We start from the raw sequence: 24,832 nt of genomic DNA on the forward strand, positions 1-24,832 counted from the left end.
GGTGAAAGCACTAGGACAGTATAAAAGATACTATCGATGCCAGATAAATGTTTTGCAAACCAAGCAGATAATCAGTCAATTATACAAAAATTGAGATGCCGGTCGAATTCGAATTTGATGGCGCAGGCTGACCAGCTGCATCTGAACTGGTGGCAGCTTCAAGTAGCTGCAATCCTAACTGAGCTTGTTGAAGTTGCTGGCTCTGACTGAGGGCGGCTTGAATTGCTTGCAAGCTGGCATTTAATTGATTGTTTACTGTCATGTTGGGTTTTGTAGGCGCTCATATTAAGCGCCATGTTATTAGTCTCTACGACGCCGGAGCATCAACTGCGTCGTTCTCTGGCTGCGGTGGTTGTTCTGGCTCAGGCCGCGGCTCATACGGTCGGATTTGAACAATCATACCGAACATCGGGTGATCAAAGTAGTGTATTTCAGTGCTTCTAACCCGGCGAAATTGCGACATATTGTAGTCGAATAGATACGGTACAGTAGCCGCATCTGAAACCAAGGTACTCGTTGACTCAGTTGGTAATAACACCGCTTCTGCAGCTGCATCGTCCAGATCCTGTGGTGACTTCCGGCCAGATCGGCGCAACACCAAATCGGTTTCAATATGAAGCCAGGTCGCTAGCCAGATATGCAGATCCGCCTCAAGCTCCCATACTGCAGGTTTATACTCAACCGGCTCATCATTGAGCGCAATCTCTTGCCATGTTTGAGCTGCTACCGGCTGCTGCAGCATAGACTCTGCGGCCAGCGGCGTTTGCTCTGAAGCCGTCGTTTCAGTTTGGTCGCTGTCAGTGGTCGGTATCAAGCTATTGTCGACAACGTCCAACTCAGTTTCATCAGCGAGTTCTAACGGATGTTCCCAACCATCGGCGGAGTAACGGCTGCCAAAGTTTTGTCCAGCGATTAACTTAATCGCTGGCATTCTACGCTTACTGTCGATATTAATCCGCCAACCAGCGTGTAACATTGGTTTGTATGCGCCACCATTAGTTAATTTCTGGCGAGCATCGGAGAGTTGCAGCAAGTCAGCACTGAGCAAATAGGGTCCATCATCCCAATCTGGGATTTGGTGAGGCGTCATAGCAACCGGGAGTTGTGTTAACTCATCATAGCTACGCGGCTTTTGGCAATCGCTTAGCCATTGCTCATAAGCGAGCTGCTCTTCAGGTGTGCGTTCTGGCTCGCTGCTGGTTTGATCGGTAACATCAACTTCATCGGCAATCGGAAAACCAAATTCATCATATTGGACGCCGCGTTCAAGATCATCGCCTGTCACTTCGGTTCCGGCTGATGCTGCTGATGGTTCTAACAGCGCTGCGACTTGTTGTTCTTCGCTAAGCTCTGCGGTCGTGCCAAGTGGTTGTTCTGAATTGATAGGCTCGGCAATCAGGGCAAGGCCTTGGTCAGCTAACTCAGCTAACGGTGGTGCCGGAGGCTCAGGCAGCGGGCAGTCTTCAGGTGCTAATAAGAAGTTAGAGAATAAATCGAGTGATGCCGCATTGACCTTGTTTGCACGGGGTGCTTCGAAATCTTCATCGAGCTGCGTTGGGTCTTGAATTCGTGAAAACAAAATAACTTCGACTTCAAACCAACGCGCGTGCGCAGGAGCAATTAAGCTGGCGGCCAAAATTGGCGCCGCTATATATTTCAATGTGCTCACTGAACTAATTCTCCTTTAGTTTCAGGTGCTAATATCGCTAACAGGTCCTGAATAATCGCTATTCGTTGAGCTGGATCTGGCTCACCTGTCATCAGCTTCAATTTGTTTGGCCCTTCCATCCGGTAGTATGCCGGTTGACTCTGAATAAGGCCAATGATCTTCTCCGGCGCCACTTGGGTGTCCTGCTTAAATAGCAATTGCCCGCTTTGATGGCCAAGTTCAACTTTACTGATCCCCAGTTTAGCGGCGTTTAGCTTCATGTTGGCGATATGGAACAGGTTTTTACTTGCTTCGGGTAACAGGCCAAAACGGTCAATCAGCTCGACTTGTAACTCGTTAAGTGCCTCGTGGTCGGGGGCCGACGCGATGCGTTTGTACAACGACAGCCGTTGATTAACATCATGAATATAGTCATCTGGCAGTAGTGCAGGTAAACGCAACTCGATTTCAGTTTGTTCACCAAGCAAGCTGTCCAAGCTAGGTTGTTTGCCTTGTTTTAACGCTTCAACTGCTTGTTCGAGCATTTCCATGTATAAGCTAAAGCCAATGGATTCAATTTGCCCACTTTGGTCATCGCCCAGTAGCTCTCCGGCACCGCGGATTTCCAAGTCATGAGTTGCTAGCGCAAACCCTGCGCCCAAGTCTTCCAGTTGCTCAATGGCTTCAAGCCGTTTGGCGGCATCTTTGGTCATGGCTTTGGGGTGCGGCGTAAACAAATAAGCGTAAGCTTGGTGATGGCTACGGCCAACTCGGCCACGCAGCTGGTGCAACTGGGCCAAACCGTATTTATCAGCACGATTGATAATAATGGTATTGGCGGATGGCACGTCAATGCCGGTTTCAATAATGGTAGTGCACACCAATACGTTAAAGCGCTGGTGATAGAAATCGGACATCACTTCTTCGAGCTCGCGCTCGCGCATTTGCCCATGGGCAATGGCGATCCGCGACTCCGGCACTAGTTCGGCAAGTTTTTCCGCGACATGCTCAATGGTTTCCACTTCATTGTGTAGATAATAAACCTGACCACCACGTAACACTTCGCGAATAATGGCTTCTTTAACTTGCAGGTCGTCGATCTGACGGACAAAGGTTTTAACCGCTAAACGTTTGGCCGGCGGCGTCGCAATAATTGACAAATCGCGCATGCCGCTCATTGCCATATTCAACGTGCGCGGAATTGGCGTTGCCGTTAGCGTAAGGATATCGACATCGGCACGAAGCGCCTTAATTTTATCTTTCTGGCGGACACCAAAGCGGTGTTCTTCATCAACGATTAACAGCCCTAAATCGGCAAATTTAACATCCGGAGATAACAGTTTATGGGTGCCGACGACAATATCGACTTTGCCCTCGGTAATGTCATTAAGAATGGCGTTGGTTTGTTTGCTTGAATTGAACCGGGATAACACTTCAACGCGCACTGGCCAGTTGGCAAATCGGTCACGCAAGTTTTCGTAATGCTGTTGTGCCAACAGCGTGGTTGGCACTAGCAGTGCCACCTGTTTGCCGTCGTTAACAGCAACGAAGGCTGCGCGCATCGCAACTTCAGTTTTACCAAAACCAACGTCGCCGCAAACTAACCGATCCATCGCCTGAGCGCGCGTCATATCATTGATGACACTTTCAATTGCATTTTGTTGATCGAAGGTTTCTTCAAATGGGAACCCTGCGCAAAACTGCTGATAGGCCGCTTGCTCCAGTTTAAAGCCGTAACCAGGCTTTGCCGCTCGTTGGGCGTATATGTCGAGTAATTCGGCGGCGACATCATGAACTTTTTCCGCAGCTTTGCGCTTAGCTTTTTCCCATTGATCGGTACCGAGGCGGTTCAACGGCGCAGTATCGGCATCACCACCGGTATATCTGCCGATTAAATGTAACCCTGAAACGGGCACATAGAGTTTGTCGCCGCCAGCGTATTCGAGCGTGACAAACTCATTGGTCATGCCGCCAGCATCCAACGTTTGCAAGCCTGTGTAGCGACCAACTCCGTGTTCAAGATGGACGACTGGCTGGCCAATTTGTAATTCCGCCAGGTTGCGAATGACGCCTTCAGTACTTATGCCTTTTTGTTTGTCGCGGCGCCGCTTTTGCATCACTCGTTTGCCGAGGAACTCTGACTCGGTGACAAACAAAAGCTTGTGGTTTGGTGCGGCGAACGAATGCTCTGCCGGGCTAATTACAAGTCCGAAACGAGCACTTAATTGGCAAAACTCATTGATCCCTTGTGTTTGTTCAATACCGATTTTAAGCGGTTTGAGCAATTCAAGTAGCGCTTCTCGTCGGCCTTCTGATTCAACGCTAAACAAGATGCGGTGATCGGACTTCGTAATGAAGTTGGCGAGTGCTGCAAGCGGTTTATCACTCTGGCCATCAACGCGTAGATCGGGAATTTCTTTGGTATCAAACTTGATATTACCAGCGCGACGACTGGGTTTATTGAGTAACTGCACGCGACGTTGTTTCTTGAGCGCAGTCATCAAGTCAACCACCGATAAGAACACTTCTTCTGGCGCCAAAATCGGGCGCATAGTGTCGTATCGTCGATCTTCATAGCGTTTGCTTACGTCGCCAAGAAATTGCTGCGCTGACTGTTCCACTTCATCCCACAACACAAACACCGTGTTGGCTGGCAAATAGTCAAATAGGGTGCCGCACTGTTGGAAAAACAGTGGTAAATAGTATTCGATACCTGCCGCCGCAATACCTCGGCTGACTTGCTGATAAATTGAATCTTTGTCATTGCTGATAGTAAAACGTTCGCGAAATTGGCGACGGAATCGCTCGATGCCGGCGTCATCGAGGGGGAACTCATGGGCAGGTAAAAGGTTGAGTCCATCAAGCTTATCACTACTACGTTGAGTTTCCGGATCAAACAATCGTAACGAGTCGACTTCGTCATCGAAGAAGTCAATGCGGACCGGTTCATCCATGCCCATAGGGAACACATCGAGCAGCGACCCCCGAGCGGCAAATTCGCCATGTTCCAGTACTTGTTGGACCGGGTTGTAGCCTGATTTTTCGAGACGCTGACGAAGCTCGTGCATATCCAACTTATCACCAGGATTTAGGATCAATGCCGATTGGTCAATGTATTCGGTCGGCGCAATTTTCAGCATCAGCGTATTGATCGGAATGATCACAATGCCTTTGCTGAGTTGCCGCATTTGATAAAGCGTCGCGATTCGCTGACTAACAATATCTTGGTGAGGTGAAAACTGATCGTATGGTAGCGTTTCCCAATCGGGGAACAATTGCACATCTAACGCGTATGGTTTGGCGAAATACTTGAGTTCTGATTCCATCCGCAATGCGGTACTGGTATCTGGTGCGAGAAGTACCAACGGCGCATCGGCGTTTGCAGCGGTTTCAGCGATTGCTAGTGATAACGAGCAACCACGATAGCTATGCCAAAAACGCTGCTGTTGCGAATCGAGGGGAATGTCATGAATAACGTGTTCGAAGAGGCTGTTTGCGGTCATTAAAATCTGATCTTTTATGAGTCTGTTTGGGCTGTGCCCGACGGCTGAAACCTTCAGCCGCGAATAATCGATGTCATTACGGCGCTAATCACTCAGTGCAAAGCTTAGCGGCTATTTCTGATTGCGTCGCTGCTGCAGCTGCTTGGTTTGAATGTGCAACGTCGCTCGGATCAAGTGTTCCTGATCTTCATCTCTAATCAAGCTGTAATCTACGGCAATATTGTATTCATCAGCCGATTCGGTAACAGCGCTAACCTGAGCGTAAGCATATACAGCAACGGCTTCTTCCGGCAGAAAGATTTTTAGTTGCACATATTGACCAACGTTAAAACGCTGCGAGGCTTGGAACGACAAACTACTAGCGCTAATGGTATTGGTCACATAACGCTCTGCCTCGTTATCTTGCAATTGCAACACGTAGCTCAAAATTACGTCAATTTTGCGCGATTGATTGGCGAGGTAATCGGCTAATTCGTCATTGGCATCGCCAATTTTACGCAGGCTTCGCAACGATGCTGCTTCAATATGGCTAACTTCCGAGCTTATCAAAAATGGTTGCGGAATTTCTTTGGCAAAGTCGCTCTCAGTTGGCAGACTAGCGCTATCGGGTAAGGCCTTAACATTGATGTTGGTTTGATAATCGACGCTGAAATAACTGGAACGTTCCATAGATTGAGAGCCTTTAACCTGTGCTTCTGTTTGTTTTCGGCGGTATTATCCAGTAACTTGCTGTCTCGGTAAAACTTTTACAACACGATTAACGCAATTTTATGTTTCGACCAGCTGCCGTTTTTATTGGACTTCGCTATGCAAGAGCACAGAAAGGCAGCGGATTTGTCTCATTTATTAACTTCTTTTCTACCGCTGGTATTCTTCTTGGTGTCATGGCTCTGATCGTCGTGGTATCGGTGATGAATGGCTTTGAACGTGAGTTAAAGCAACGAATCCTAGGCCTCGTGCCGCAAGTCGTGGTTAGCCAACAACAATTTATTCCTCACTCTGAGCAACAGCCGTTGATCACCGCGCTTTCGGCGCTGGAATCAGTCAAAGGTGTGGTGCCTTTTGTCGAATCTCAAGCCATTATCCAGTCAAGCCAACAAATGGCTGGCGTACAACTGATTGGCATTGACGCGTCTTATGAACAACAAGTATCGCCATTGCCAGCGGCAATGCTCGAAGGGTCTATTGCTGAATTAGCCGACACCAAGTACGGCATTGTCATCAGTCGGGCACTGGCGCGAAAACTCGGTGTTGGAGTAGGGCAGCGAATTCGCTTGTCGGTTATGGAGGGCGCACGACACACACCATTTGGCCAGATGCCAAACCAACGAAAATTCACCATTGTTGGTTTGTTCCAAATGGGTTCTGAAGCTGATTTACAGTTTGCATATGCCCGTTTAACAGACACCGCTCGTTTGATCCGGCAAGCGCCAGGTAGTGCTGAAGGATTGCGGCTGTATTTGACTGATGCGTTTTTAGCGCCGCAAGTCGTCAACGCGATTGACACCAACTTCAAAGACATGGAGGTCACCAGTTGGCAACAAAGCCATGGCGACCTGTTTGCGGCCGTATCAATGGAAAAGAAAATGATGTGGTTTATGTTACTGCTGATCATCGCAGTAGCGGCATTTAACATCATTTCTGCGCTGTTTTTAATCGTCGCCAATAAGCAAGGTGAAGTGGCCATTCTACAAACCTTGGGGCTAAGTCCTGCGCAGATCACCCAAGTATTCATGATTCAAGGTTGTGCCCAAGGAGTGATTGGTGCGCTGGTTGGCACCATCACCGGCCTAGTAGTGGTGTTCAACCTTGATGCGGTGTTGGCACTGACCGGCATTCAAGTGGTCGCGACACCTGGCTATGACGCATTTAGTCTGCCGGTAGACCTTAGATATTCACAAATTATCGCGATTGCGTTCATGGCTATTTTATTGAGCTTTGTTGCGACTCTTTATCCGGCGCGGCAGGCGGCCTCAATTGAGCCTGCGGAGGCATTACGATATGACTGATGTACTGATGCAAGCGCGTCAGATAGGTAAATCTTATCAAGACGGTAAACTGACCACGCCGGTGTTACACGACATCAACTTTGATTTGCATGTTGCAGAGATGCTTGCTGTTGTTGGTAGTTCCGGCTCGGGAAAAAGCACCCTAATGCACATTCTCGGTTTACTGGATAAGCCCGATAATGGTCAACTGCTTTGTCATGGTACCAACTTATTGACGTTAAACCGTAAGCAAGCGGCTCAGTACCGCAATCAGCAGCTTGGCTTTGTCTATCAGTTTCATCATTTACTCAGTGAATTCAGTGCACTAGAGAATGTTTGCATGCCGTTGTTGATTGCCGGCGAACAACCGCAACGAGCCAAGTTGCGTGCTACTGAGATACTCGATCGTGTTGGTTTGTCCCATCGGATAAAACACCGACCAGCTGAGTTATCAGGTGGCGAACGACAACGCGTTGCCATCGCCAGAGCAGTGGTTAATGAACCACAACTGGTCCTGGCAGATGAGCCTACGGGCAACCTTGATCAGACCACTGGCGCTGAGATCTTCGCATTGCTCAAAGAACTCAATCAAAAGTCCAACACCAGCTTTGTCATCGTGACCCATGACTTGCAGCTTGCCGCACAAATGGATCGCATCCTGACACTGCAGAACGGTGAGCTGGCATCATGAACATGCCGTTGTCTTTGTTGACCGCATTGCGCTTTATGAGTGCGCGACGTTCCAGCAAGATGGTGTCCTTTATCAGCGCGTCTTCCACCATTGGTATCACCGTCGGTTTGGTGGCAATTATCCTAGTGTTGAGCGCCATGAATGGTTTTGAGAATGCGCTCAAGGAAAAACTATTGGGGGTAATACCGGACGCTGAAATTGTTACCTTGCAACGGCCAATGTCCAACTGGCAGGGCTTTCAGCAACAATTATCGGCACTCGAGGGGATTGAGGGGGTCGCGCCGTTTATCCAGTTTAGCGCCATGATTGTTCGCGGAGAAACGTTAAGAGCACTGCAACTTCGGGGCATTGAGCTGCAATTCCAAGCGCAAGTTTCAAGTTACCAAGACTATCTGCAGCCGGCCTGGCCAGAGACTCTTAAAAACGGCGAGTTAATCCTTGGCGCAGGGTTAGCTGCCGCACTCGACGTTAAACCAGGTGACTCGGTTAACGTGTTGATAGCATCCAACCAAGGGAGTCTGAAAGCCCCGAAGAGTTACCCGTTTAAGGTGGTGGCACTATTTCGCTTTGGTGGCCAAATCGACAGCATTAGCGGATACATTGGCTTACCACAGGCGCAAGCGATTAAAGGTAACGGCGACAGTGTCGATGGCTTGGAGCTGAAGGTAGCTAATATTTTTGATGCCAACCGTACTGCCTACAAAGCGGCGTCACAATTGCCCGTCTATGTTTACGTAACCGATTGGATGCGCACCCATGGCCATGTCTATCAGGACATACAAATGGTTCGCGGTGTGGTGTACATCGTAATGGCGCTGATCATTGCCGTTGCTTGCTTTAACATCGTCTCGACGTTGGTCATGACAGTGCAGGATAAGCGCAGTGAAATAGCGATTTTGCTAACCATGGGCGCTTCTACTCGTAGCTTAATAGCTACCTTTATTTGGCAGGGGGCATTATCGGGCTTGCTTGGTGTTGTCAGCGGCGTGTCAATTGGTAGCGCACTAGCGCTCTATCTCAACCAGATCATCTCGTTCTTTGAGTCGGTGACGAATCGACACTTACTATCTGCTGATATTTATTTCATCGACCATATTCCTACGGTATTGCGGCTCGATGATGTGTTATTAGTGGCATCAGTGGCGTGGGCCATGGCCATACTATCGACTCTTTATCCGGCGTGGCGAGCGAGTAAAATTGAACCGGCCCATGAACTCGGTGGGCACTAGCGATTAGTGACCTCAATAGCGAACGCGGTCAGTTTTCACCGCTTCGCGGAGCTGGCGTTTTTGCCACTCATTAACGACACTCCAGCGCCACAACATACGAATGCCGAAATAACCAATCAGGCCAAACACCACACCACATATCAGGCAACCAGCTAGAAACGCTGGGCCCAGGTGAACCACGCTGCTTTTCAGCCATTCCCAACTCAATTCAAACGAAAAGTTATGTTCGGTGGCTCCAGTGGTCCAAACGCCGACTTTATACGCGAAGTAGAACATCGGCGGCATCGTTATTGGATTACTGATCCAAACCAAAGCCACCGACAACGGCAAATTTACCCGGGCAACGCCAGCCAAAATAGCAGCTACAATCATTTGGGAAGGGATCGGTAAAAATGCCACAAACAAACCAATGGCAAACGCGCCTGCTGCGCTTCGGCGGTTAATGTGGAATAAGTTTGGGTCATGCAGGAGGCTGCCCAGAATACCGAGCTTCTTGTTATTCCGGAGGGATTCCGGAGCTGGCACGATTCGCTTAATTGTCTTTCTGGGCATAGCGTACAACGAACTCACTGATTAACGTCACGGACGATGTTGATAATCTACGTACTGACCGCACTGTCGGCCAATTGGTGGCCGGGTGTATTGCCAAGACCCGCGATAATACTCTGTGTTGCACTAACATGCATCTGTTTGTTGGTAAGGCGCGGGCGGCCATTGGCTGCTTTGTTATACGCAGTAATTATCATGTCTGGCCACGCATTAACCTATCAAGAATCAATTTTTGCGGCGGATCAGCTCAACAATGATGCGATCCTGTCTATACAAGAGATCAAGCCGCTAAGTCATATTGACGCCATTGAGCTCCGCGCAAGCGTTGCGTCATTGAACCCGCAGATGATTGTCAAATTGCGTTGGTATCGGCCCAATCGGCAGTTACTTGTTGGTGATAATTTAGTCGCAGAGGTGGCCACTAAGCCGCCCAATGAATTAGCCAACGTTGGCGGCTTTAGTTACCGCCGCTACTTGTTGAGTGAAAACATCGTTGCCACCGGTTCATTAAAGTCGGTCAGTAAAATTAACCGGCAACAGCCGACCGTTGCGCCAATAAGCCGATTTCGACAGTCGATTGCCGACAAGCTATCAAGGTTTACGCGCGGCGACGTATTGTCTGCACTGGTCATCGGTGACCGATCATCGCTATCTAAATCAGTACGACAGATCTTTATTGACACTGGCACGGCTCATTTGATGGCGATATCTGGCCTCCATATCGGTATGGTTTATGGCTTTACGTTGCTTGCGTTTAGTTGTTTGACGCGTTTGCTGCCTTTGCCAAGGAGTCATCAAGCACAGCTAATTAGCTCCGCTGGCGCCTTCGCAATAGCTTTTTGCTACGCCGCTATCAGCGGATTTGCACTGCCAACGATCAGAGCTTTAGTGTTCCTAGCGCTGTGGCTTGTGGTGAAAGCTTGTCGCTGGCACGTATCAGGCTGGCGTTTGCTATGGTTTACCGCAGCTGTATTCATTACGGTTGCTCCTCAAACCGCATATTCGGTGAGTTTCTGGCTCAGCTTTAGTGCTGTTGCTGGTGTCTTTTTGGCGTTAAAGGTCGCCGATTCATTGCAGTTAAATGGCGCCAAGAAACTTGCAACCATGCAGTTGGTCATAGTCATCATGCTAATGCCGGTGCAAGTGAGTTTTTTTAATCAACAAAGTTTGTTGGCGCCGCTTGTGAACCTGTTTGCTATTCCTTGGCTAGGCATCGGTATCTTGCCGCTCGCGCTAATAGGTGCCTTGGCGAGTGTTGTGTGGCCACTCGCTGGCAATGCAATGTTGATGATAGCAGACTGGCAGCTGCAGTTGATGGTTGAAGTGCTGATGCCCGTGGCAAACTGGCAAGGGCAGCTAATCCATATGGATAGCGCATCACTAACCTTAGCCATTGTTGGGTTGGTTACGGTGCTTAGCAGTAGATTGGTATTTAAGCGCTGGTTTGCGCTACTGGCTATAGTTGCCATATTGGTGATTGTCGCCAGCGTCTACCGACATTGGCGCGTTGCACCGACAGTGGATGTATTGGATGTCGGTCAGGGGTTATCTGTGGTCAGCCGGTATCGTGGCAATACTGTCATTTATGATGTCGGCGCCAGTTACCCGAGTGGCTTTAATATGGCTGATGCGGTGATCAACCCGTATTTGACCCATCAAGGCATTCATCATATCGATTGGTTGGTGCTAAGCCACGATGACAATGACCATGCCGGTAGCGCTAATAAGCTCAGTGACAAGGTGAGGGTTAATCAGCTGCTGGCGTCGTTTGTGCCTGATAAGCTGCCTGCTAATTTTGATGGTGCGTTACACCAATGCCACGGCCAATTCAATTCGTTAAAGCGATGGTTCAGTGGCGGTATTTCGTTGCAAAACTTGACCTCGGATGTTGGTCAGCGTGCTTCAGATAACGATTTGTCTTGCGTTGTAAAGATGACAATGGACGGGGCGAGTTTATTGTTACCCGGCGATATTAGCCGGGCAGTCGAGGGTAGGCTCAATCAACAGTTACTGGATGCCGGTCTTTTGATTGTCCCACACCATGGCAGTAAGACCTCTTCATCAATTCAGTTTATCAAGGCTGTAGCGCCCCAAATGGCGGTATTTTCCGCGGGTTATAGAAACCGTTGGCATCTACCAAACGAGCATGTCGTGCAGCGATATCATGCCTTAGATGTAGCGACCTATTCGACCAGCGATGTTGGTATGGGGCGGTTTATAGCCAAGGGCGACCAATGGCAAGCCACTTCATTTTGTCAGCTATCTTGGCCTACTTGGTATCGCTGTTATGATTTAGCTATCGATTAAGCGATACTGCGCCACGTCATTGAATGGGGCCTCTAGGTTGCGATCCTAGCGCGTGCCATTACAATGTGCCGAATCATCCTTATGAAAGACCTGTCATGGCATCTCAACAGCCGAGCGATTTTCGTCGATTACTTTGTTATATAAAACCTTTCCGAATGGGTTTTGGCATCGCCATTATTGGCATGCTGGGCTACGCTGGCGTTGACTCGCTATTCGTCTATTCCATTAAACCATTGATTGACGATGGTTTGTCTAAGCCCGGTAGTGATGTACTGAAGTACGCCCCAGTCTTTGTCGTATTAATTCTGATTGTTCGTGGTATCTGCAGCTTTATTTCAAGTTACGGCTTGGCTTGGGTCGGTTCGAATGTCGTGATGGTGATGCGCCAACAAATGTTCTCCCGCCTCGTTCATTTGCCCGTCGGTTTCTACGATCAGAACAGCACCGGCGATCTCATTTCTAAAGTGACATTTAATACCGAACAAGTATCTAACGCGGTGAGTAAAGCGCTCATCACCTTAGTTCAAGAAGGCGCCTTTGTGGTTGGTTTGTTGGCTGTGATGTTTTGGTATAGCTGGCAGTTGTCATTGATATTCCTGATTGTTGGGCCCATCGTGGCCTTGATTGTTCGGGTCATCAGCAAACGGTTTCGTAAGGTATCGAAGCAAATTCAATCGGCGATGGGCGATGTAACCAGCGCCACCGAGCAAATGCTTAATGGCCACAAAGTGATGTTGTCTTATGGCGGCCAAGACATTGAAAAGCAGCGGTTCAAAAAAGTCAGTAATAGAACCCGCCAACAATTAATGAAATTGCGCACTACAGAAGCGATGTCATCGCCAATTGTTCAAGTTGTCGCTTCGTTTGCGCTAGCCGGCGTACTCTACGCTGCAACTATACCCGGCATGATCGAAGACTTAACGCCAGGCACCTTTACTTCGATGGTTTCGGCGATGCTATTTCTGTTACGGCCGTTGAAAAAGTTGACCAATGTGCAATCGGATTTTCAGCGCGGGCTGACCGCCGCACGGTCAATTTTTGAAATCATCGATCAGCTCGAAGAAGATGATCGCGGGAGTCAGGCGCCCAAACGCGTTAACGGTGAGATTAAGTTCACCGATGTCACCTTTACTTATCCAACCAAAGAGACGCCTGCGCTTAATAAAGTGTCATTGGCGTTAAACGCAGGGCAGTCACTCGCACTGGTAGGTCGCTCTGGTAGCGGCAAATCAACCATTACTCAGTTGCTTACTCGGTTTTACGAACCTCAATCTGGGCTCATTGAAATCGATGGCATTGCCATTGATGAACTGACATTAAAGGCTCTGCGGCGGCAAATCGCCGTGGTTTCACAACACGTCATTCTATTCGATGACACGGTTGCCAATAACATCGCTTATGGTTTGGATGGCGAAGTCAGCCGTGAACGCATCATTGAGGCAGCGAAAAGCGCGCATGCCATGGAGTTTATTGAACGGTTACCAAATGGCTTAGATACAGAGATAGGCCAAAATGGCGTTACTCTTTCGGGTGGCCAACGTCAGCGCCTCGCCATTGCCCGTGCAATTTTGCGCGATGCGCCAATCCTGATTCTCGATGAAGCAACATCTGCACTCGACACCGAATCAGAGCGATATATCCAGGAGGCGTTGGAGTCGTTGCAAGCAAACAGAACCTCAATTGTGGTCGCACACCGATTGTCAACAATCGAGAAATCGGATCAAATTGCAGTGATTGATGATGGTCGCGTCGTGGAGTCTGGTAACCATCAAGAGTTGCTCGAAAGTGGCGGGGCCTATGCCCAGCTACATCGTATGCAATTCGACTCCGCCAGCGATTAAAGCGCGAGACTAGCAAACGTGGCAATTGAACAGGCGTGGCAAAAAAAGCTGTCTTGGACACTACTGTTGTTGCCATTGACAGCACTTTACTTCCTGATTGTTCAAATCAGGCGGCTGGCGTATCGGAAAGGCTGGCTAGCGCGGCAGCAAGTATCAGTGCCTGTTATTGTTGTTGGCAACATTAGCGCCGGCGGCAATGGAAAAACCCCTGTTGTACTGTGGCTGGCAGAATTACTGCAGCGACAAGGGTTTCATCCCGGTGTGGTATCGCGTGGCTACGGCGGCAAATCAGCACACTATCCACTCGTCGTTGCCCCTGAAATCACGCCGCAACAGTGTGGCGACGAACCCAAACTGATCGCCAACCGGCTCAATATTCCTGTCGTCGTTGCGCCGCATCGCAGCGATGCTGTCAATAAAGCCGCTGAGTTAGGAGCTGATATCGTCATTAGTGATGATGGTTTGCAACATTATGCAATGCCACGTGCGATTGAACTGGCGGTTATTGACGGTAACCGGCGTCATGGTAACGGCTTGATGTTACCTAGTGGGCCGTTGCGAGAACCAATATCGCGCCTCAATAGTGTATTTGCAGTGATATGCAATGGCGACGAGGCCCATACTGACGAATATCAAATGCAGCTTAAACCGCAACAGCAATGGCTTGCGGTGGATGGTAACGCTGCTGCTATTGGTCATAATGAATTGGCTGGCAAAAAAGTACTGGCGATCGCCGGCATTGGCCATCCGCAGCGATTTTTTGATTTGGTTTCCAAACTTGGAATTAGCGCTGACGTTAACCCATTGATTGACCACGCCAAGATTTCAGCAAGCCGATTGCGTCAATGGCAAGCACAATATGATGTCATCATCATGACCGAAAAGGACGCGGTGAAGTGTGAAAACCTCGGTGCGACCAATTGTTACTATTTGCCTGTTACGGCACACATCGATCCGAAATTAGAACATAACTTAATTCGCGAACTGCGCGAACTAACAAGAGAGTAAGCCATGGCCTTTGATCGAAAATTACTGGACATTCTTGCTTGTCCGGTCTGTAAGGGAAAACTGGACTATACGACAACGCCGGAAGGTGAAGAGTCACTCGTTTGTCATTTTGATCGCTTAGCGTATCCAATTGATGAAGGCATACCCGTACTGCTTGAAACAGAAGCTAAACCCATCACTGCGACAGAGTAATTGAGATGAGTTTTACTGTAATTATTCCCGCGCGCTATCAATCGAGCCGGTTGCCGGGCAAGCCACTTGCCGATATTGGTGGTAAACCAATGGTGTTGCACGTTGTTGAGCAGGCGAAATTGTCCGGTGCCAGTCGTGTGGTAGTCGCCACCGATGATGAACGCATTGCCGAGGTCGTTCGTGCTTCGGACACCGAATTGTGCATGACGGGCGACCATCACCAATCTGGCACCGAGCGACTGGCCGAAGTTGTCGAAAAGTTACAACTGGCTAGTGATGAAATCGTCGTTAACGTCCAGGGTGATGAGCCACTTATTCCACCCTCGAACATCCGCCAAGTTGCAGATAACTTGGCAGCTAGCAATGCTCAAATGGCGACTTTAGCGACGCCAATTCATCGCACTGACGAATGGCTCGATCCGAACGTCGTTAAGGTTGTACACGATGCTAGCGGTAATGCCTTGTATTTTTCTCGCAGTGCCATGCCTTACGACCGTGATGGCGTATTGGCCACTGAGGACGCGCTGAAAGCCAAGTTCTGGCTGCGCCACATTGGTATTTATGCCTATCGCGCCGGTTTTATACAGCAATACATTGATTGGCAACCATCTCCGTTGGAGCTAATCGAATCACTCGAGCAGTTACGGGTACTTTGGTACGGTGAGAAAATTCATGTTGGATTAGCGCCAGAAGCGCCGCCAGTAGGTGTCGACACCCCGGAACACTTACAGTTGATCCGAGATTTAGTCGCAAAAGTAAGCGAATCTTAGTGATGCGCAGGCAATAAAAAAGCGGCTTAAATAGCCGCTTTTTTTGTCGTTCGATGACTAACGATTAAAAATCGCGTACATCTGAACCTGTGTAGAGCTGACGAGGACGACCAATCTTGTTGTCCGGATCGCCGTGCATCTCAATCCAGTGAGCAATCCAGCCAACAGTCCGTGATAGAGCGAAAATCACAGTAAACATGTTGGTTGGGATACCAATGGCTTTGAGGATAATGCCAGAGTAAAAATCGACGTTTGGATACAGTTTCTTCTCAACGAAGTAAGGGTCTTCCAACGCAATTTTTTCCAAACGCATGGCGACGTCGAGCAGTGGATCTTGAATATTCAGGTGATCCAGTACTTCGTGGCAAGTCTCACGCATTACAGTTGCGCGTGGGTCATAGTTTTTGTAAACCCGGTGACCAAAGCCCATCAGGCGGAATGGATCTTCTTTGTCTTTCGCTTTGGCAACGTATTCGTCAATGCGATCAACAGAACCAATTTCTTCCAGCATTTTCAAGCAAGCTTCGTTAGCACCACCATGGGCAGGTCCCCAAAGTGAAGCAATACCCGCCGCGATACAAGCAAATGGGTTAGCGCCAGACGAACCTGCCAAACGTACAGTAGACGTTGAAGCATTTTGTTCGTGATCAGCATGCAGAATGAAAATCTTATCCATTGCTTTGGCAATGATTGGATCCGGTTTGTAGTTGTCACATGGCGTGGCAAACATCATGTGCAAGAAGTTCTCTGCGTAGTTCAAGCTATTCTGCGGATACATGAATGGCTGACCGACGCTGTACTTGTAGCACATTGCTGCAACGGTTGGCATTTTCGACAACAGACGGAATGCCGCAACTTCACGGTGACGCGGGTTGTTAACGTCTAGCGAATCATGGAAAAAGGCTGACATTGCGCCAACAACGCCACACATGATTGCCATTGGGTGCGCATCACGGCGGAAGCCTTGGAAAAGGTGAACTAGTTGGTCGTTCAACATGGTGTGTTTGCTAACCATACCAACAAATTCGCTGAGCTGTTCAGGAGTAGGGCGCTCGCCATACAACAACAGGTAAGAAACTTCGAGGTAACTAGACTTGTTAGCTAGCTGGTCGATTGGATAGCCGCGGTGCAACAGCACACCTTTATCACCATCAATGTAGGTGATAGAAGACTTACAAGATGCAGTTGAAACGAAGCCGGGATCGAAAGTGAAGTATCCATTTTTAACTAGCGCCCTAATGTCAATGACATCATGGCCTGCAGTTCCGCTAAGTACTGGAAGTTCCACTTCCTGGCCGTCCACGGAAAGCACAGCTGTTTTATCAGCCATAGGGTATCTCCTTGCTATTTTATTATGTGCGCGAGGCAAGGCACGTGCTCGAATAAGCGGCTTACTACTATCCAGATTCGGCCTTAAAAGTCAATTCAATTGGCCGTTTGAATTATCATGGTGCGCGCGCCTGAAATTTGAGCGCATGGGCCCAAAGTCGAGCAATAGTCTAGCCCCAAAATTGTCCATAGATATAAGACTTTGGTAGCAATTGTAATTGTTATATACGCTCAGTATACTGCTGTCGTGCGCCCTACGAAGGTGTTGTCACTTCTTTGTGCAAGGTCAACAAATTGATTTAATTTGAGCACCTTTTCACACTCGAAGAAACTATCGTAGGAGTAAACAAGATAGAGCAATAAAAAGCACATTAATAATAATGCAGAGAGCTTAGTGAGCCTTAACGTGAATAAACAACGACCGGTCAACCTCGACCTTTCGACCATTCGCTTTCCCGCGACTGCCGTCGCATCCATTCTTCACCGCGTCAGCGGTGTCATTCTGTTTTTCGGTGTTGGAATTTTGTTGTGTATGCTCGGCATGGCGCTGGCATCAGAGCAAGGTTTTGCCGATGTAGCAGGTTTTGCTAACAACCCCTTTGGAATTTTCATTCTGTGGGGAATTTTGACCGCATTAGCCTATCACTTGGTCGGTGGCATTCGTCACTTAATCATGGATATGGGCTTTTGGGAAGAGCTGGACTCCGGTATTAAAAGTGCCAACGTTAGCTTTGTCATCACAGCGGTGTTGTCAGTATTAGCGGGAGTGTGGTTATGGTAATGCAAGCAGCGACCCTTGGACGCAACGGCGTTCAAGATTTCATTTTATTGCGTTGTTCTGCCGTTATATTGGCAGCATATGCAATTTTTGTTGTTGGATTTTTTGTCCTTACTCCAGAGCTAACGTATCAGTCTGTTACCAGCTTCTTTGCTCATTTAGGCACTAAGGTATTTTCGCTTATCGCGTTAATCGCATTCTTAGCGCATGCCTGGATTGGCCTGTGGCAGGTACTGACCGACTATGTCAAACCAGCAGGTTTGCGCGGTACGTTACAGTTTTTATTGAATGTCGTGATATTTGCCTATGTTGGCACCGGCATTTTTGTCTTGTGGGGTATTTAAGTGGCAATTCCAACGTATGAATTTGATGCGGTAGTGATCGGCGCTGGCGGCGCAGGTATGCGTGCTGCATTACAGATTTCTCAATCAGGGCAGACCTGTGCGCTGCTATCAAAAGTATTTCCAACCCGTTCCCATACGGTGTCTGCCCAAGGCGGCATTACCGTAGCGCTGGGCAACGCCCACGAAGACAACTGGGAATGGCACATGTATGACACCGTCAAAGGTTCCGATTACATCGGTGACCAAGATGCCATTGAGTACATGTGTAAAACCGGTCCCGAAGCCATTACTGAGCTCGAAAACATGGGCTTGCCGTTTTCCCGTTTTGAAAACGGCCGCGTTTATCAACGTCCATTCGGTGGCCAGTCAAAAGAATTTGGCGGTGAGCAAGCCGCTCGTACCGCTGCAGCGGCTGACCGTACTGGTCACGCATTGTTGCACTGCTTGTATCAGCAGAATGTAAAAAACAAAACCAATGTCTTTTCTGAGTGGTATGCGCTCGACTTGGTGAAAAACCAAGATGGTGTGGTTTGTGGCTGTACCGCAATTTGCCTGGAAACAGGTGAAGTCGTTTACTTCAAAACCAAAGCGGTTGTGTTGGCAACAGGTGGTGCAGGTCGCATTTATGCATCAACCACTAACGCTCACATTAACACTGGTGATGGTGTTGGCATGGCATTACGTGCTGGCGTGCCAGTGCAAGACATGGAAATGTGGCAATTCCACCCAACCGGTATTGCTGGCGCCGGCGTATTAGTGACAGAAGGTTGCCGCGGAGAAGGTGGTTACCTGCTCAATAAAGACGGTGAGCGCTTCATGGAACGCTACGCGCCAAACGCCAAAGACTTGGCAGGGCGTGACGTTGTTGCGCGCTCCATTATGACTGAGATTCGTGAAGGTCGTGGCTGTGATGGCCCATGGGGACCGCATGCCAAGTTGAAGTTGGACCATTTGGGCAAGGACGTTCTTGAATCACGCCTACCTGGTATCTGTGAATTGTCGCGGACCTTCGCCCACGTTGATCCAGTGCATGAGCCAATTCCAGTTATCCCAACCTGTCACTACATGATGGGTGGTGTACCAACTAACGTGAACGGCCAAGTATTGGGCCGTGATGCCAACGGTAATGACACTATTGTTGAAGGTCTATTCGCAGTTGGCGAAATTGCTTGTGTATCGGTTCATGGTGCCAACCGCCTCGGCGGTAACTCACTGCTCGATTTGGTGGTGTTTGGTCGTGCCGCAGGTAAATACCTTGGCGAAGCACTGACCAATGTTGAAGCACGTGATGCATCTGATTCAGACGTTGAGGCAAGCCTGACCCGGATCAACCGCTGGAATAACACTCAGAAGGGTGAGGATCCGGTTCAAATCCGTAAAGACTTGCAGCAATGCATGCAATTGAACTTCTCAGTATTCCGTGAAGGCGAAGCGATGGCTGAAGGCCTTAAAGAATTGAAAGAAATTCGCGAGCGCCTTGCGGTAGCGCGCCTCGATGACACTTCGGCTGCGTTCAACACCCAGCGTATCGAATGCCTCGAGCTTGAAAACTTGATGGAAACAGCGGTTGCAACTGCCGAAGCAGCAAACTTCCGTACCGAAAGCCGTGGCGCTCACTCGCGTGAAGACTTCACTGAACGCGATGATGACAACTGGTTGTGCCACAGCTTATACATCCCGGAATCGCAAAAAATGGAAAAACGCGACGTCAATATGGCGCCGAACTTCCGTGAAGCATTCCCACCAAAAGTTCGTTCTTACTAAGGGGGCCAGACGATGAAACTGACTTTTTCAATTTATCGCTACAACCCGGATGTAGATAACAAGCCTAAAATGCAGGACTACTCGCTGGAAGTTCCAGAAGGTAGTGACATCATGGTGCTGGATGCTTTAATCCAGCTCAAGGAACAAGATCCAACGCTATCATTCCGTCGCTCTTGTCGTGAAGGTGTGTGTGGCTCTGACGGCCTTAACATGAATGGTAAAAACGGCTTAGCTTGTATCACGCCTTTGTCTGATTTGACCAAGAAAGGCGGCAAGATCGTCATTCGACCACTGCCAGGATTGCCAGTAGTTCGCGATCTGGTTGTCGACATGAGTCAATTCTACAAGCAATACGAGCGCATCAAGCCATACTTGATCACCGACGGCGCACAACCGCCAGCCGGCGAATACAAGCAAAGCCCAGAGCAACGCGCCAAACTAGATGGCTTGTACGAATGTATCTTGTGTGCGTGTTGTTCAACAGCATGTCCGAGCTTCTGGTGGAATCCAGATAAGTTTGTTGGCCCATCTGGCTTACTGCAAGCATATCGGTTCCTGGCTGATAGCCGAGATACCGCAACTGAAGAACGTTTGGCCGATTTGGACGACGCCTTTAGCGTGTTCCGATGCCACGGCATCATGAACTGCGTGAATGTTTGTCCAAAAGGTTTGAACCCGACCAAAGCAATTGGTCATATTAAGTCAATGTTGTTACAGCGCTCAGTTTAAGAGTGCACAATGGGCTGTCAATAGTGCTTAGGCTGACAGCCTGATATAACTTAGCTCTACGTGAAACTAAACCAATAAAGGTGTTGCGGCGCAAGCTGCAAAGGGAAGCAATAACAAATGCACGAAGGTTCCTTACAAGCCTGGCTTGATTCCTCCCATTTATCCGGAGGGAACGCGGCTTATATCGAAGACCTGTATGAACTCTACTTAGAGGATCCTGGGTCGATCGATGACAAATGGCGGGAGCTGTTCGATCAACTGCCGGTAGTATCGGAAGGCGAACTTGAACAGCCTCATTCTCGTATCCGCACTTATTTCCAGCGACTCGCAACCGAATCCCATCGCTACGCTGGAACCTCCGCGTCAGACCCTCAAACCGACGCAAAACAAGTTAAAGTCCTTCAATTAATTAACGCCCATCGTTTTCGTGGTCATCAACACGCAAGTTTGGATCCACTCGATTTGTGGAAACAGCCACGCGTGTCTGAGCTCGATCCGGCATTTCATGGGTTAGAAGGCGAAGATTTCGAACACGAGTTCAATATTGGTTCGTACGCCGCTGGCGGCGATACCATGAAACTCGCCAATTTGGTTGATGCATTGAAGAAAACTTACTGCGGCAACATCGGTGCCGAGTACATGCATTTAACCGAAACGGAAGAGAAGCGTTGGATTCAAAGCCGTCTTGAACCGATTCAAGCAAAGGGCACGTTTAGCCACGAAGACAAAGTTCGTTTTCTTGAAGGCTTGACTGCCGCAGAAGGGCTAGAAAAGTACTTGGGAGCGAAGTTCCCCGGTGCTAAGCGCTTCTCGCTCGAAGGTGGCGATGCGCTAATCCCTATGTTGAAAGAAATCATCCGTCGCGGTGGTGAGCAAGGCGCCAAAGAAATGGTCATTGGCATGGCTCACCGTGGTCGACTCAATGTATTGATCAACGTTCTTGGTAAGCGTCCATCCGAGCTATTTGATGAATTCGCTGGCAAACACGGTGAAGGTTGGGGCTCAGGTGATGTGAAATACCACATGGGCTTTAGTTCAGATTTCACCACCCCTGGTGGCAACGTTCACCTCGCGCTGGCGTTCAACCCATCGCACCTTGAAATCGTCAACCCAGTGGTGATGGGCTCAGTCCGAGCACGGCAAGAACGCATTGGCACAGATGATGGCAAATCGGTGGTACCAATTACCATCCACGGTGACTCAGCGATTGCTGGTCAAGGTGTGGTGCAAGAAACCTTTAACATGTCGCAGGCCCGCGCGTTTAAGGTTGGCGGTACCATTCGCATCGTGGTCAATAACCAAGTTGGTTTCACCACGTCGAACCCAGAAGACACGCGCTCTACGCAGTACTGTACCGACATCGCCAAAATGGTTCAGGCGCCGATTTTCCACGTCAACGCCGATGATGTCGAATCAGTCATTTTGGTCAGCCAACTAGCACTGGATTTCCGCAACACCTTTAAGCGTGATGTTGTCATCGACTTAATTTGTTATCGCCGCCACGGCCATAACGAAGCTGATGAGCCGAATGCAACTCAGCCGGTCATGTACCAGAAGATCAAGCAGCACCCGACGCCGCGTAAACACTATGCCGATCATTTAATGTCGATAGGCCAGCTGCAACAAGCAGATGTCTCTCGCATTAATAACGAGTATCGCGAAGCTTTGGATCACGGCGATTGCGTTGTTAAAGAGTGGCGCCCAATGAAAGCTCACTCAGTCGACTGGACGCCATTCGTTGGTGTTGATTGGGCGGCTGACTATGATTCTAGCTTCTCAAAGTCGCGACTATTAGCACTAGGTCAATCACTCACTAAGCGCCCGGAAGATTGGAAGCTGCAATCTCGAGTGAAAAAGATCTGTGATGACCGCGATGAAATGACCGCCGGCAATAAGTCTGTCGATTGGGGTTATGCTGAAAATCTGGCCTATGCGACCTTGCTTGACGAAGGCTATCGCATCCGCCTCACGGGGCAAGACTCTGGCCGCGGGACTTTCTTCCATCGTCATGCGGTATTGCACAACCAATTAGATAATCGCGGCTTTATTCCACTGCAGAATATTGGTGAAAACCAAGGCCCATTTGATGTTTGGGACTCAGTGCTTTCAGAAGAAGCGGTGTTGGCATTTGAATATGGCTACACCACGGCCGAACCGAGTGGCTTAACCATTTGGGAAGCGCAATTTGGCGACTTCGCTAACGGCGCACAAGTGGTCATTGATCAATTCTTGAGCTCAGGTGAGCAAAAGTGGGGGCGCCTTTGTGGCTTGACCATGCTTCTGCCGCACGGCTATGAAGGCCAGGGCCCAGAGCATTCGTCGGCCCGTTTGGAACGTTATCTGCAGCTTTGTGCTGACCACAACATGCAGGTCGTGATCCCATCAACGCCGGCGCAGATCTTCCACATGCTGCGTCGTCAGGTGCTGCGACCAATGCGTCGTCCACTGGTTGTGATGTCGCCGAAGTCGCTATTGCGTCATCCGTTGTGTACATCAGAACTGGATGAATTAGCTGAGGGTACGTTCCAGAACGTTATCGGCGAAATCGACAATATCGATCCAGCTTCGGTCGAGCGCGTGGTGTTCTGCTCGGGCAAAGTTTATTACGACTTACTCGAAACTCGCCGCAAGCAAGAAATCGGTAATGTGGCGATTGTTCGTATCGAGCAGCTGTACCCATTCCCAACAGAACAGATGTTAGAGCTACTTAAGCCCTACGCCCATGTTCGTGATTGGGTTTGGTGTCAGGAAGAGCCTCAGAATCAGGGCGCTTGGTATTGTAGCCAGCACCACTTCTGGAGCGTTATTCCAGCAGGCTCAAAACTGACTTACGCCGGCCGTGAAGCCTCAGCAGCACCTGCTGTGGGTTACATGTCGGTCCATTTGAAACAACAAAAAGCATTGATTGAAGCCGCATTGAACGTGGCGAGCAACTAATTGGTCGAAGGAAAATAGAATGACAATCGAGATCAAAGTCCCGGTTTTACCAGAATCAGTTGCGGACGCGACCATTGCCACTTGGCACAAACAGCCAGGTGACCAGGTTGCTCGTGATGAAGTATTGGTAGACATTGAAACCGATAAGGTAGTACTGGAAGTACCTGCACCAGAAGATGGTGTGCTGCAAGAAATTTTAGAAGCAGAGGGCGAGACGGTACTGGCAGAGCAAATCATTGGTAAATTCGTTGCCGGTGCAGCAGCCGCGCCAAAAGAAGAGCCTGTTAAAGCACCAGAAGCTGCAGCGCCTGCTGCTAGCTCAAACGACAAGGGCGATGTCGTGACTCCGTCCGGTCGCCGCGCAGCTGGCGAAACTGGCGTCGATGCCGCTGGCGTTGCTGGTTCAGGAAAAGATGGCCGTATTCACGGCTCTGATGTGAAAGCCGCAGCAAGCTCTGCACCTGCAGCAGCTTCGGCTGAGCCGTTGGTTAATCCGGGCCGCAGCCAGAAGCGGGTACCGATGACACGCTTGCGCAAGCGTATTGCCGAGCGCTTGCTCGAGGCAACCAACAGCACCGCCATGTTGACAACGTTTAACGAAGTTAACATGAAGCCAATCATGGACATCCGTAAGCAATACAAAGATGTCTTTGAGAAAAAGCATGACATTCGTTTAGGCTTTATGGGCTTCTACGTCAAAGCGGTTTGCGAAGCACTGAAGCGCTTCCCAGCAGTGAATGCATCTCTCGACGGTGATGACATTGTTTATCACAACTACTTTGACGTTAGCATTGCAGTATCCACACCACGTGGTCTGGTGACTCCGGTATTGCGTGACTGCAATCTAATGACCGTAGCGGAGATTGAAAAAGGCATCCGCGAGCTGGCACTTAAGGGTCGCGATGGCAAATTAACCGTTGAAGAAATGAGCGGCGGTAACTTCACCATCACTAATGGTGGCGTGTTCGGCTCATTGATGTCGACACCAATTATTAACCCGCCACAAAGCGCAATTCTGGGTATGCATAAAATTCAGGATCGACCAATGGCGGTTGATGGCAAGGTTGAAATCTTGCCAATGATGTATCTCGCTTTATCGTATGACCATCGCATCATTGACGGTAAGGAATCAGTCAGCTTCTTGGTAACTATCAAGGAAATGCTGGAAGATCCAACACGTCTGCTTTTGGAAGTATGATCGAACGCCCCTGTGTTGCGCACAGCA

The 24,832-nt window shown here is 49.2% G+C and carries 20 protein-coding genes; 14 read left to right on the plus strand and 6 right to left on the minus strand.

Going from position 1 to position 24,832, the window contains the following annotated elements; genetic code table 11:
* Nucleotides 1-79: 79 nt before the first annotated feature.
* From CBE68_RS08095 to CBE68_RS08110, 4 genes are all read right to left on the minus strand, one after another.
* Entirely contained in the window at nucleotides 80-262 is a 183-nt protein-coding gene (locus tag CBE68_RS08095) for a hypothetical protein (protein ID WP_087505575.1), read from the minus strand.
* A gap of 45 nt (nucleotides 263-307) precedes the next feature.
* Nucleotides 308-1,669 (minus strand): CsiV family protein, encoded by a 1,362-nt coding sequence (locus tag CBE68_RS08100; protein ID WP_158100540.1) that lies wholly within the window; start codon nucleotides 1,667-1,669, stop codon nucleotides 308-310.
* Nucleotides 1,666-5,151: a transcription-repair coupling factor gene (mfd, locus tag CBE68_RS08105; protein ID WP_087505577.1), complete on the minus strand. Its 3,486-nt coding sequence runs from the start codon at nucleotides 5,149-5,151 to the stop codon at nucleotides 1,666-1,668. The genes CBE68_RS08100 and mfd overlap by 4 nt, the downstream gene beginning before the upstream one ends.
* A gap of 111 nt (nucleotides 5,152-5,262) precedes the next feature.
* Nucleotides 5,263-5,820: a PilZ domain-containing protein gene (locus tag CBE68_RS08110; RefSeq protein ID WP_087505578.1), complete on the minus strand. Its 558-nt coding sequence runs from the start codon at nucleotides 5,818-5,820 to the stop codon at nucleotides 5,263-5,265.
* Between the two features lie 101 nt (nucleotides 5,821-5,921).
* Here CBE68_RS08110 and CBE68_RS08115 point away from each other — a divergent pair, with 101 nt between their 5' ends.
* From CBE68_RS08115 to CBE68_RS08125, 3 genes are read left to right on the plus strand one after another with little or no spacing between them, the layout of a single operon-like run.
* Nucleotides 5,922-7,160 carry a lipoprotein-releasing ABC transporter permease subunit gene (locus tag CBE68_RS08115; RefSeq protein ID WP_087505579.1) on the plus strand — a complete coding sequence of 413 codons (1,239 nt, stop codon included), beginning with the start codon at nucleotides 5,922-5,924 and terminating at the stop codon, nucleotides 7,158-7,160.
* Nucleotides 7,153-7,830 carry a lipoprotein-releasing ABC transporter ATP-binding protein LolD gene (gene lolD / locus CBE68_RS08120; protein WP_087505580.1) on the plus strand — a complete coding sequence of 226 codons (678 nt, stop codon included), beginning with the start codon at nucleotides 7,153-7,155 and terminating at the stop codon, nucleotides 7,828-7,830. Before CBE68_RS08115 ends, lolD begins: the two co-directional genes overlap by 8 nt.
* A complete protein-coding gene (locus tag CBE68_RS08125) occupies nucleotides 7,827-9,059 on the plus strand; it encodes a lipoprotein-releasing ABC transporter permease subunit (RefSeq protein WP_087505581.1) in 1,233 nt (410 codons plus the stop codon). Before lolD ends, CBE68_RS08125 begins: the two co-directional genes overlap by 4 nt.
* Nucleotides 9,060-9,071: 12 nt before the next feature.
* Here the strand turns inward: CBE68_RS08125 and CBE68_RS08130 are convergent, their stop codons facing one another.
* The gene (locus tag CBE68_RS08130; RefSeq protein WP_087505582.1) at nucleotides 9,072-9,611 is read right to left on the minus strand and encodes a DUF2062 domain-containing protein; all 540 of its coding nucleotides are present in this window, start codon (nucleotides 9,609-9,611) and stop codon (nucleotides 9,072-9,074) included.
* 36 nt (nucleotides 9,612-9,647) lie between these two features.
* Between CBE68_RS08130 and CBE68_RS08135 the strand changes: the two genes are divergently transcribed.
* From CBE68_RS08135 to kdsB, 5 genes are all read left to right on the plus strand, one after another.
* Entirely contained in the window at nucleotides 9,648-11,915 is a 2,268-nt protein-coding gene (locus tag CBE68_RS08135) for a DNA internalization-related competence protein ComEC/Rec2 (protein WP_087505583.1), read from the plus strand.
* 95 nt (nucleotides 11,916-12,010) lie between these two features.
* Nucleotides 12,011-13,756 (plus strand): lipid A export permease/ATP-binding protein MsbA, encoded by a 1,746-nt coding sequence (gene msbA / locus CBE68_RS08140; protein ID WP_087505584.1) that lies wholly within the window; start codon nucleotides 12,011-12,013, stop codon nucleotides 13,754-13,756.
* Between the two features lie 18 nt (nucleotides 13,757-13,774).
* Nucleotides 13,775-14,764, plus strand: coding sequence for a tetraacyldisaccharide 4'-kinase (lpxK, locus tag CBE68_RS08145; RefSeq protein ID WP_087505585.1), 990 nt, complete (start codon nucleotides 13,775-13,777; stop codon nucleotides 14,762-14,764).
* A gap of 3 nt (nucleotides 14,765-14,767) precedes the next feature.
* A complete protein-coding gene (locus CBE68_RS08150; RefSeq protein WP_087505586.1) occupies nucleotides 14,768-14,956 on the plus strand; it encodes a Trm112 family protein in 189 nt (62 codons plus the stop codon).
* 5 nt (nucleotides 14,957-14,961) lie between these two features.
* Complete coding sequence (kdsB, locus tag CBE68_RS08155; RefSeq protein ID WP_087505587.1) at nucleotides 14,962-15,726, plus strand: 3-deoxy-manno-octulosonate cytidylyltransferase; 765 nt, start codon at nucleotides 14,962-14,964, stop codon at nucleotides 15,724-15,726.
* A gap of 64 nt (nucleotides 15,727-15,790) precedes the next feature.
* Here kdsB and gltA read toward each other — a convergent pair whose 3' ends face one another.
* Nucleotides 15,791-17,056 carry a citrate synthase gene (gltA, locus tag CBE68_RS08160; protein WP_087505588.1) on the minus strand — a complete coding sequence of 422 codons (1,266 nt, stop codon included), beginning with the start codon at nucleotides 17,054-17,056 and terminating at the stop codon, nucleotides 15,791-15,793.
* A 405-nt stretch (nucleotides 17,057-17,461) separates the two neighbouring features.
* Between gltA and sdhC the strand changes: the two genes are divergently transcribed.
* From sdhC to odhB, 6 genes are all read left to right on the plus strand, one after another.
* Nucleotides 17,462-17,836, plus strand: coding sequence for a succinate dehydrogenase cytochrome b556 subunit (sdhC, locus tag CBE68_RS08165; RefSeq protein WP_371870484.1), 375 nt, complete (start codon nucleotides 17,462-17,464; stop codon nucleotides 17,834-17,836).
* Nucleotides 17,830-18,177: a succinate dehydrogenase, hydrophobic membrane anchor protein gene (gene sdhD / locus CBE68_RS08170; protein ID WP_087505590.1), complete on the plus strand. Its 348-nt coding sequence runs from the start codon at nucleotides 17,830-17,832 to the stop codon at nucleotides 18,175-18,177. Before sdhC ends, sdhD begins: the two co-directional genes overlap by 7 nt.
* Nucleotides 18,178-19,941 carry a succinate dehydrogenase flavoprotein subunit gene (gene sdhA / locus CBE68_RS08175; RefSeq protein WP_087505591.1) on the plus strand — a complete coding sequence of 588 codons (1,764 nt, stop codon included), beginning with the start codon at nucleotides 18,178-18,180 and terminating at the stop codon, nucleotides 19,939-19,941.
* A 12-nt stretch (nucleotides 19,942-19,953) separates the two neighbouring features.
* Nucleotides 19,954-20,670 (plus strand): succinate dehydrogenase iron-sulfur subunit, encoded by a 717-nt coding sequence (locus CBE68_RS08180; protein ID WP_087505592.1) that lies wholly within the window; start codon nucleotides 19,954-19,956, stop codon nucleotides 20,668-20,670.
* A 117-nt stretch (nucleotides 20,671-20,787) separates the two neighbouring features.
* Nucleotides 20,788-23,607, plus strand: a complete 2,820-nt coding sequence (gene sucA / locus CBE68_RS08185) for a 2-oxoglutarate dehydrogenase E1 component (RefSeq protein ID WP_087505593.1) — start codon at nucleotides 20,788-20,790, stop codon at nucleotides 23,605-23,607.
* Nucleotides 23,608-23,626: 19 nt separating this feature from the next.
* Complete coding sequence (odhB, locus tag CBE68_RS08190; protein WP_087505594.1) at nucleotides 23,627-24,805, plus strand: 2-oxoglutarate dehydrogenase complex dihydrolipoyllysine-residue succinyltransferase; 1,179 nt, start codon at nucleotides 23,627-23,629, stop codon at nucleotides 24,803-24,805.
* The last annotated feature ends 27 nt before the right edge of the window (nucleotides 24,806-24,832 follow it).

Source organism: Neiella marina (assembly GCF_002165625.1).
Lineage (GTDB): Bacteria > Pseudomonadota > Gammaproteobacteria > Enterobacterales > Neiellaceae > Neiella > Neiella marina.

Excerpts from the sequence above, each read along its gene's own strand:
- CBE68_RS08095 (WP_087505575.1), bottom strand. The coding sequence starts at position 262 with ATGACAGTAAACAATCAATTAAATGCCAGCTTGCAAGCAATTCAAGCC.
- mfd (WP_087505577.1), bottom strand. The coding sequence starts at position 5,151 with ATGACCGCAAACAGCCTCTTCGAACACGTTATTCATGACATTCCCCTC.
- CBE68_RS08110 (WP_087505578.1), bottom strand. The coding sequence starts at position 5,820 with ATGGAACGTTCCAGTTATTTCAGCGTCGATTATCAAACCAACATCAAT.
- CBE68_RS08115 (WP_087505579.1), top strand. The coding sequence starts at position 5,922 with ATGTTTCGACCAGCTGCCGTTTTTATTGGACTTCGCTATGCAAGAGCA.
- lolD (WP_087505580.1), top strand. The coding sequence starts at position 7,153 with ATGACTGATGTACTGATGCAAGCGCGTCAGATAGGTAAATCTTATCAA.
- CBE68_RS08125 (WP_087505581.1), top strand. The coding sequence starts at position 7,827 with ATGAACATGCCGTTGTCTTTGTTGACCGCATTGCGCTTTATGAGTGCG.
- CBE68_RS08130 (WP_087505582.1), bottom strand. The coding sequence starts at position 9,611 with ATGCCCAGAAAGACAATTAAGCGAATCGTGCCAGCTCCGGAATCCCTC.
- CBE68_RS08135 (WP_087505583.1), top strand. The coding sequence starts at position 9,648 with ATGTTGATAATCTACGTACTGACCGCACTGTCGGCCAATTGGTGGCCG.
- msbA (WP_087505584.1), top strand. The coding sequence starts at position 12,011 with ATGGCATCTCAACAGCCGAGCGATTTTCGTCGATTACTTTGTTATATA.
- CBE68_RS08150 (WP_087505586.1), top strand. The coding sequence starts at position 14,768 with ATGGCCTTTGATCGAAAATTACTGGACATTCTTGCTTGTCCGGTCTGT.
- kdsB (WP_087505587.1), top strand. The coding sequence starts at position 14,962 with ATGAGTTTTACTGTAATTATTCCCGCGCGCTATCAATCGAGCCGGTTG.
- gltA (WP_087505588.1), bottom strand. The coding sequence starts at position 17,056 with ATGGCTGATAAAACAGCTGTGCTTTCCGTGGACGGCCAGGAAGTGGAA.
- sdhD (WP_087505590.1), top strand. The coding sequence starts at position 17,830 with ATGGTAATGCAAGCAGCGACCCTTGGACGCAACGGCGTTCAAGATTTC.
- CBE68_RS08180 (WP_087505592.1), top strand. The coding sequence starts at position 19,954 with ATGAAACTGACTTTTTCAATTTATCGCTACAACCCGGATGTAGATAAC.
- sucA (WP_087505593.1), top strand. The coding sequence starts at position 20,788 with ATGCACGAAGGTTCCTTACAAGCCTGGCTTGATTCCTCCCATTTATCC.
- odhB (WP_087505594.1), top strand. The coding sequence starts at position 23,627 with ATGACAATCGAGATCAAAGTCCCGGTTTTACCAGAATCAGTTGCGGAC.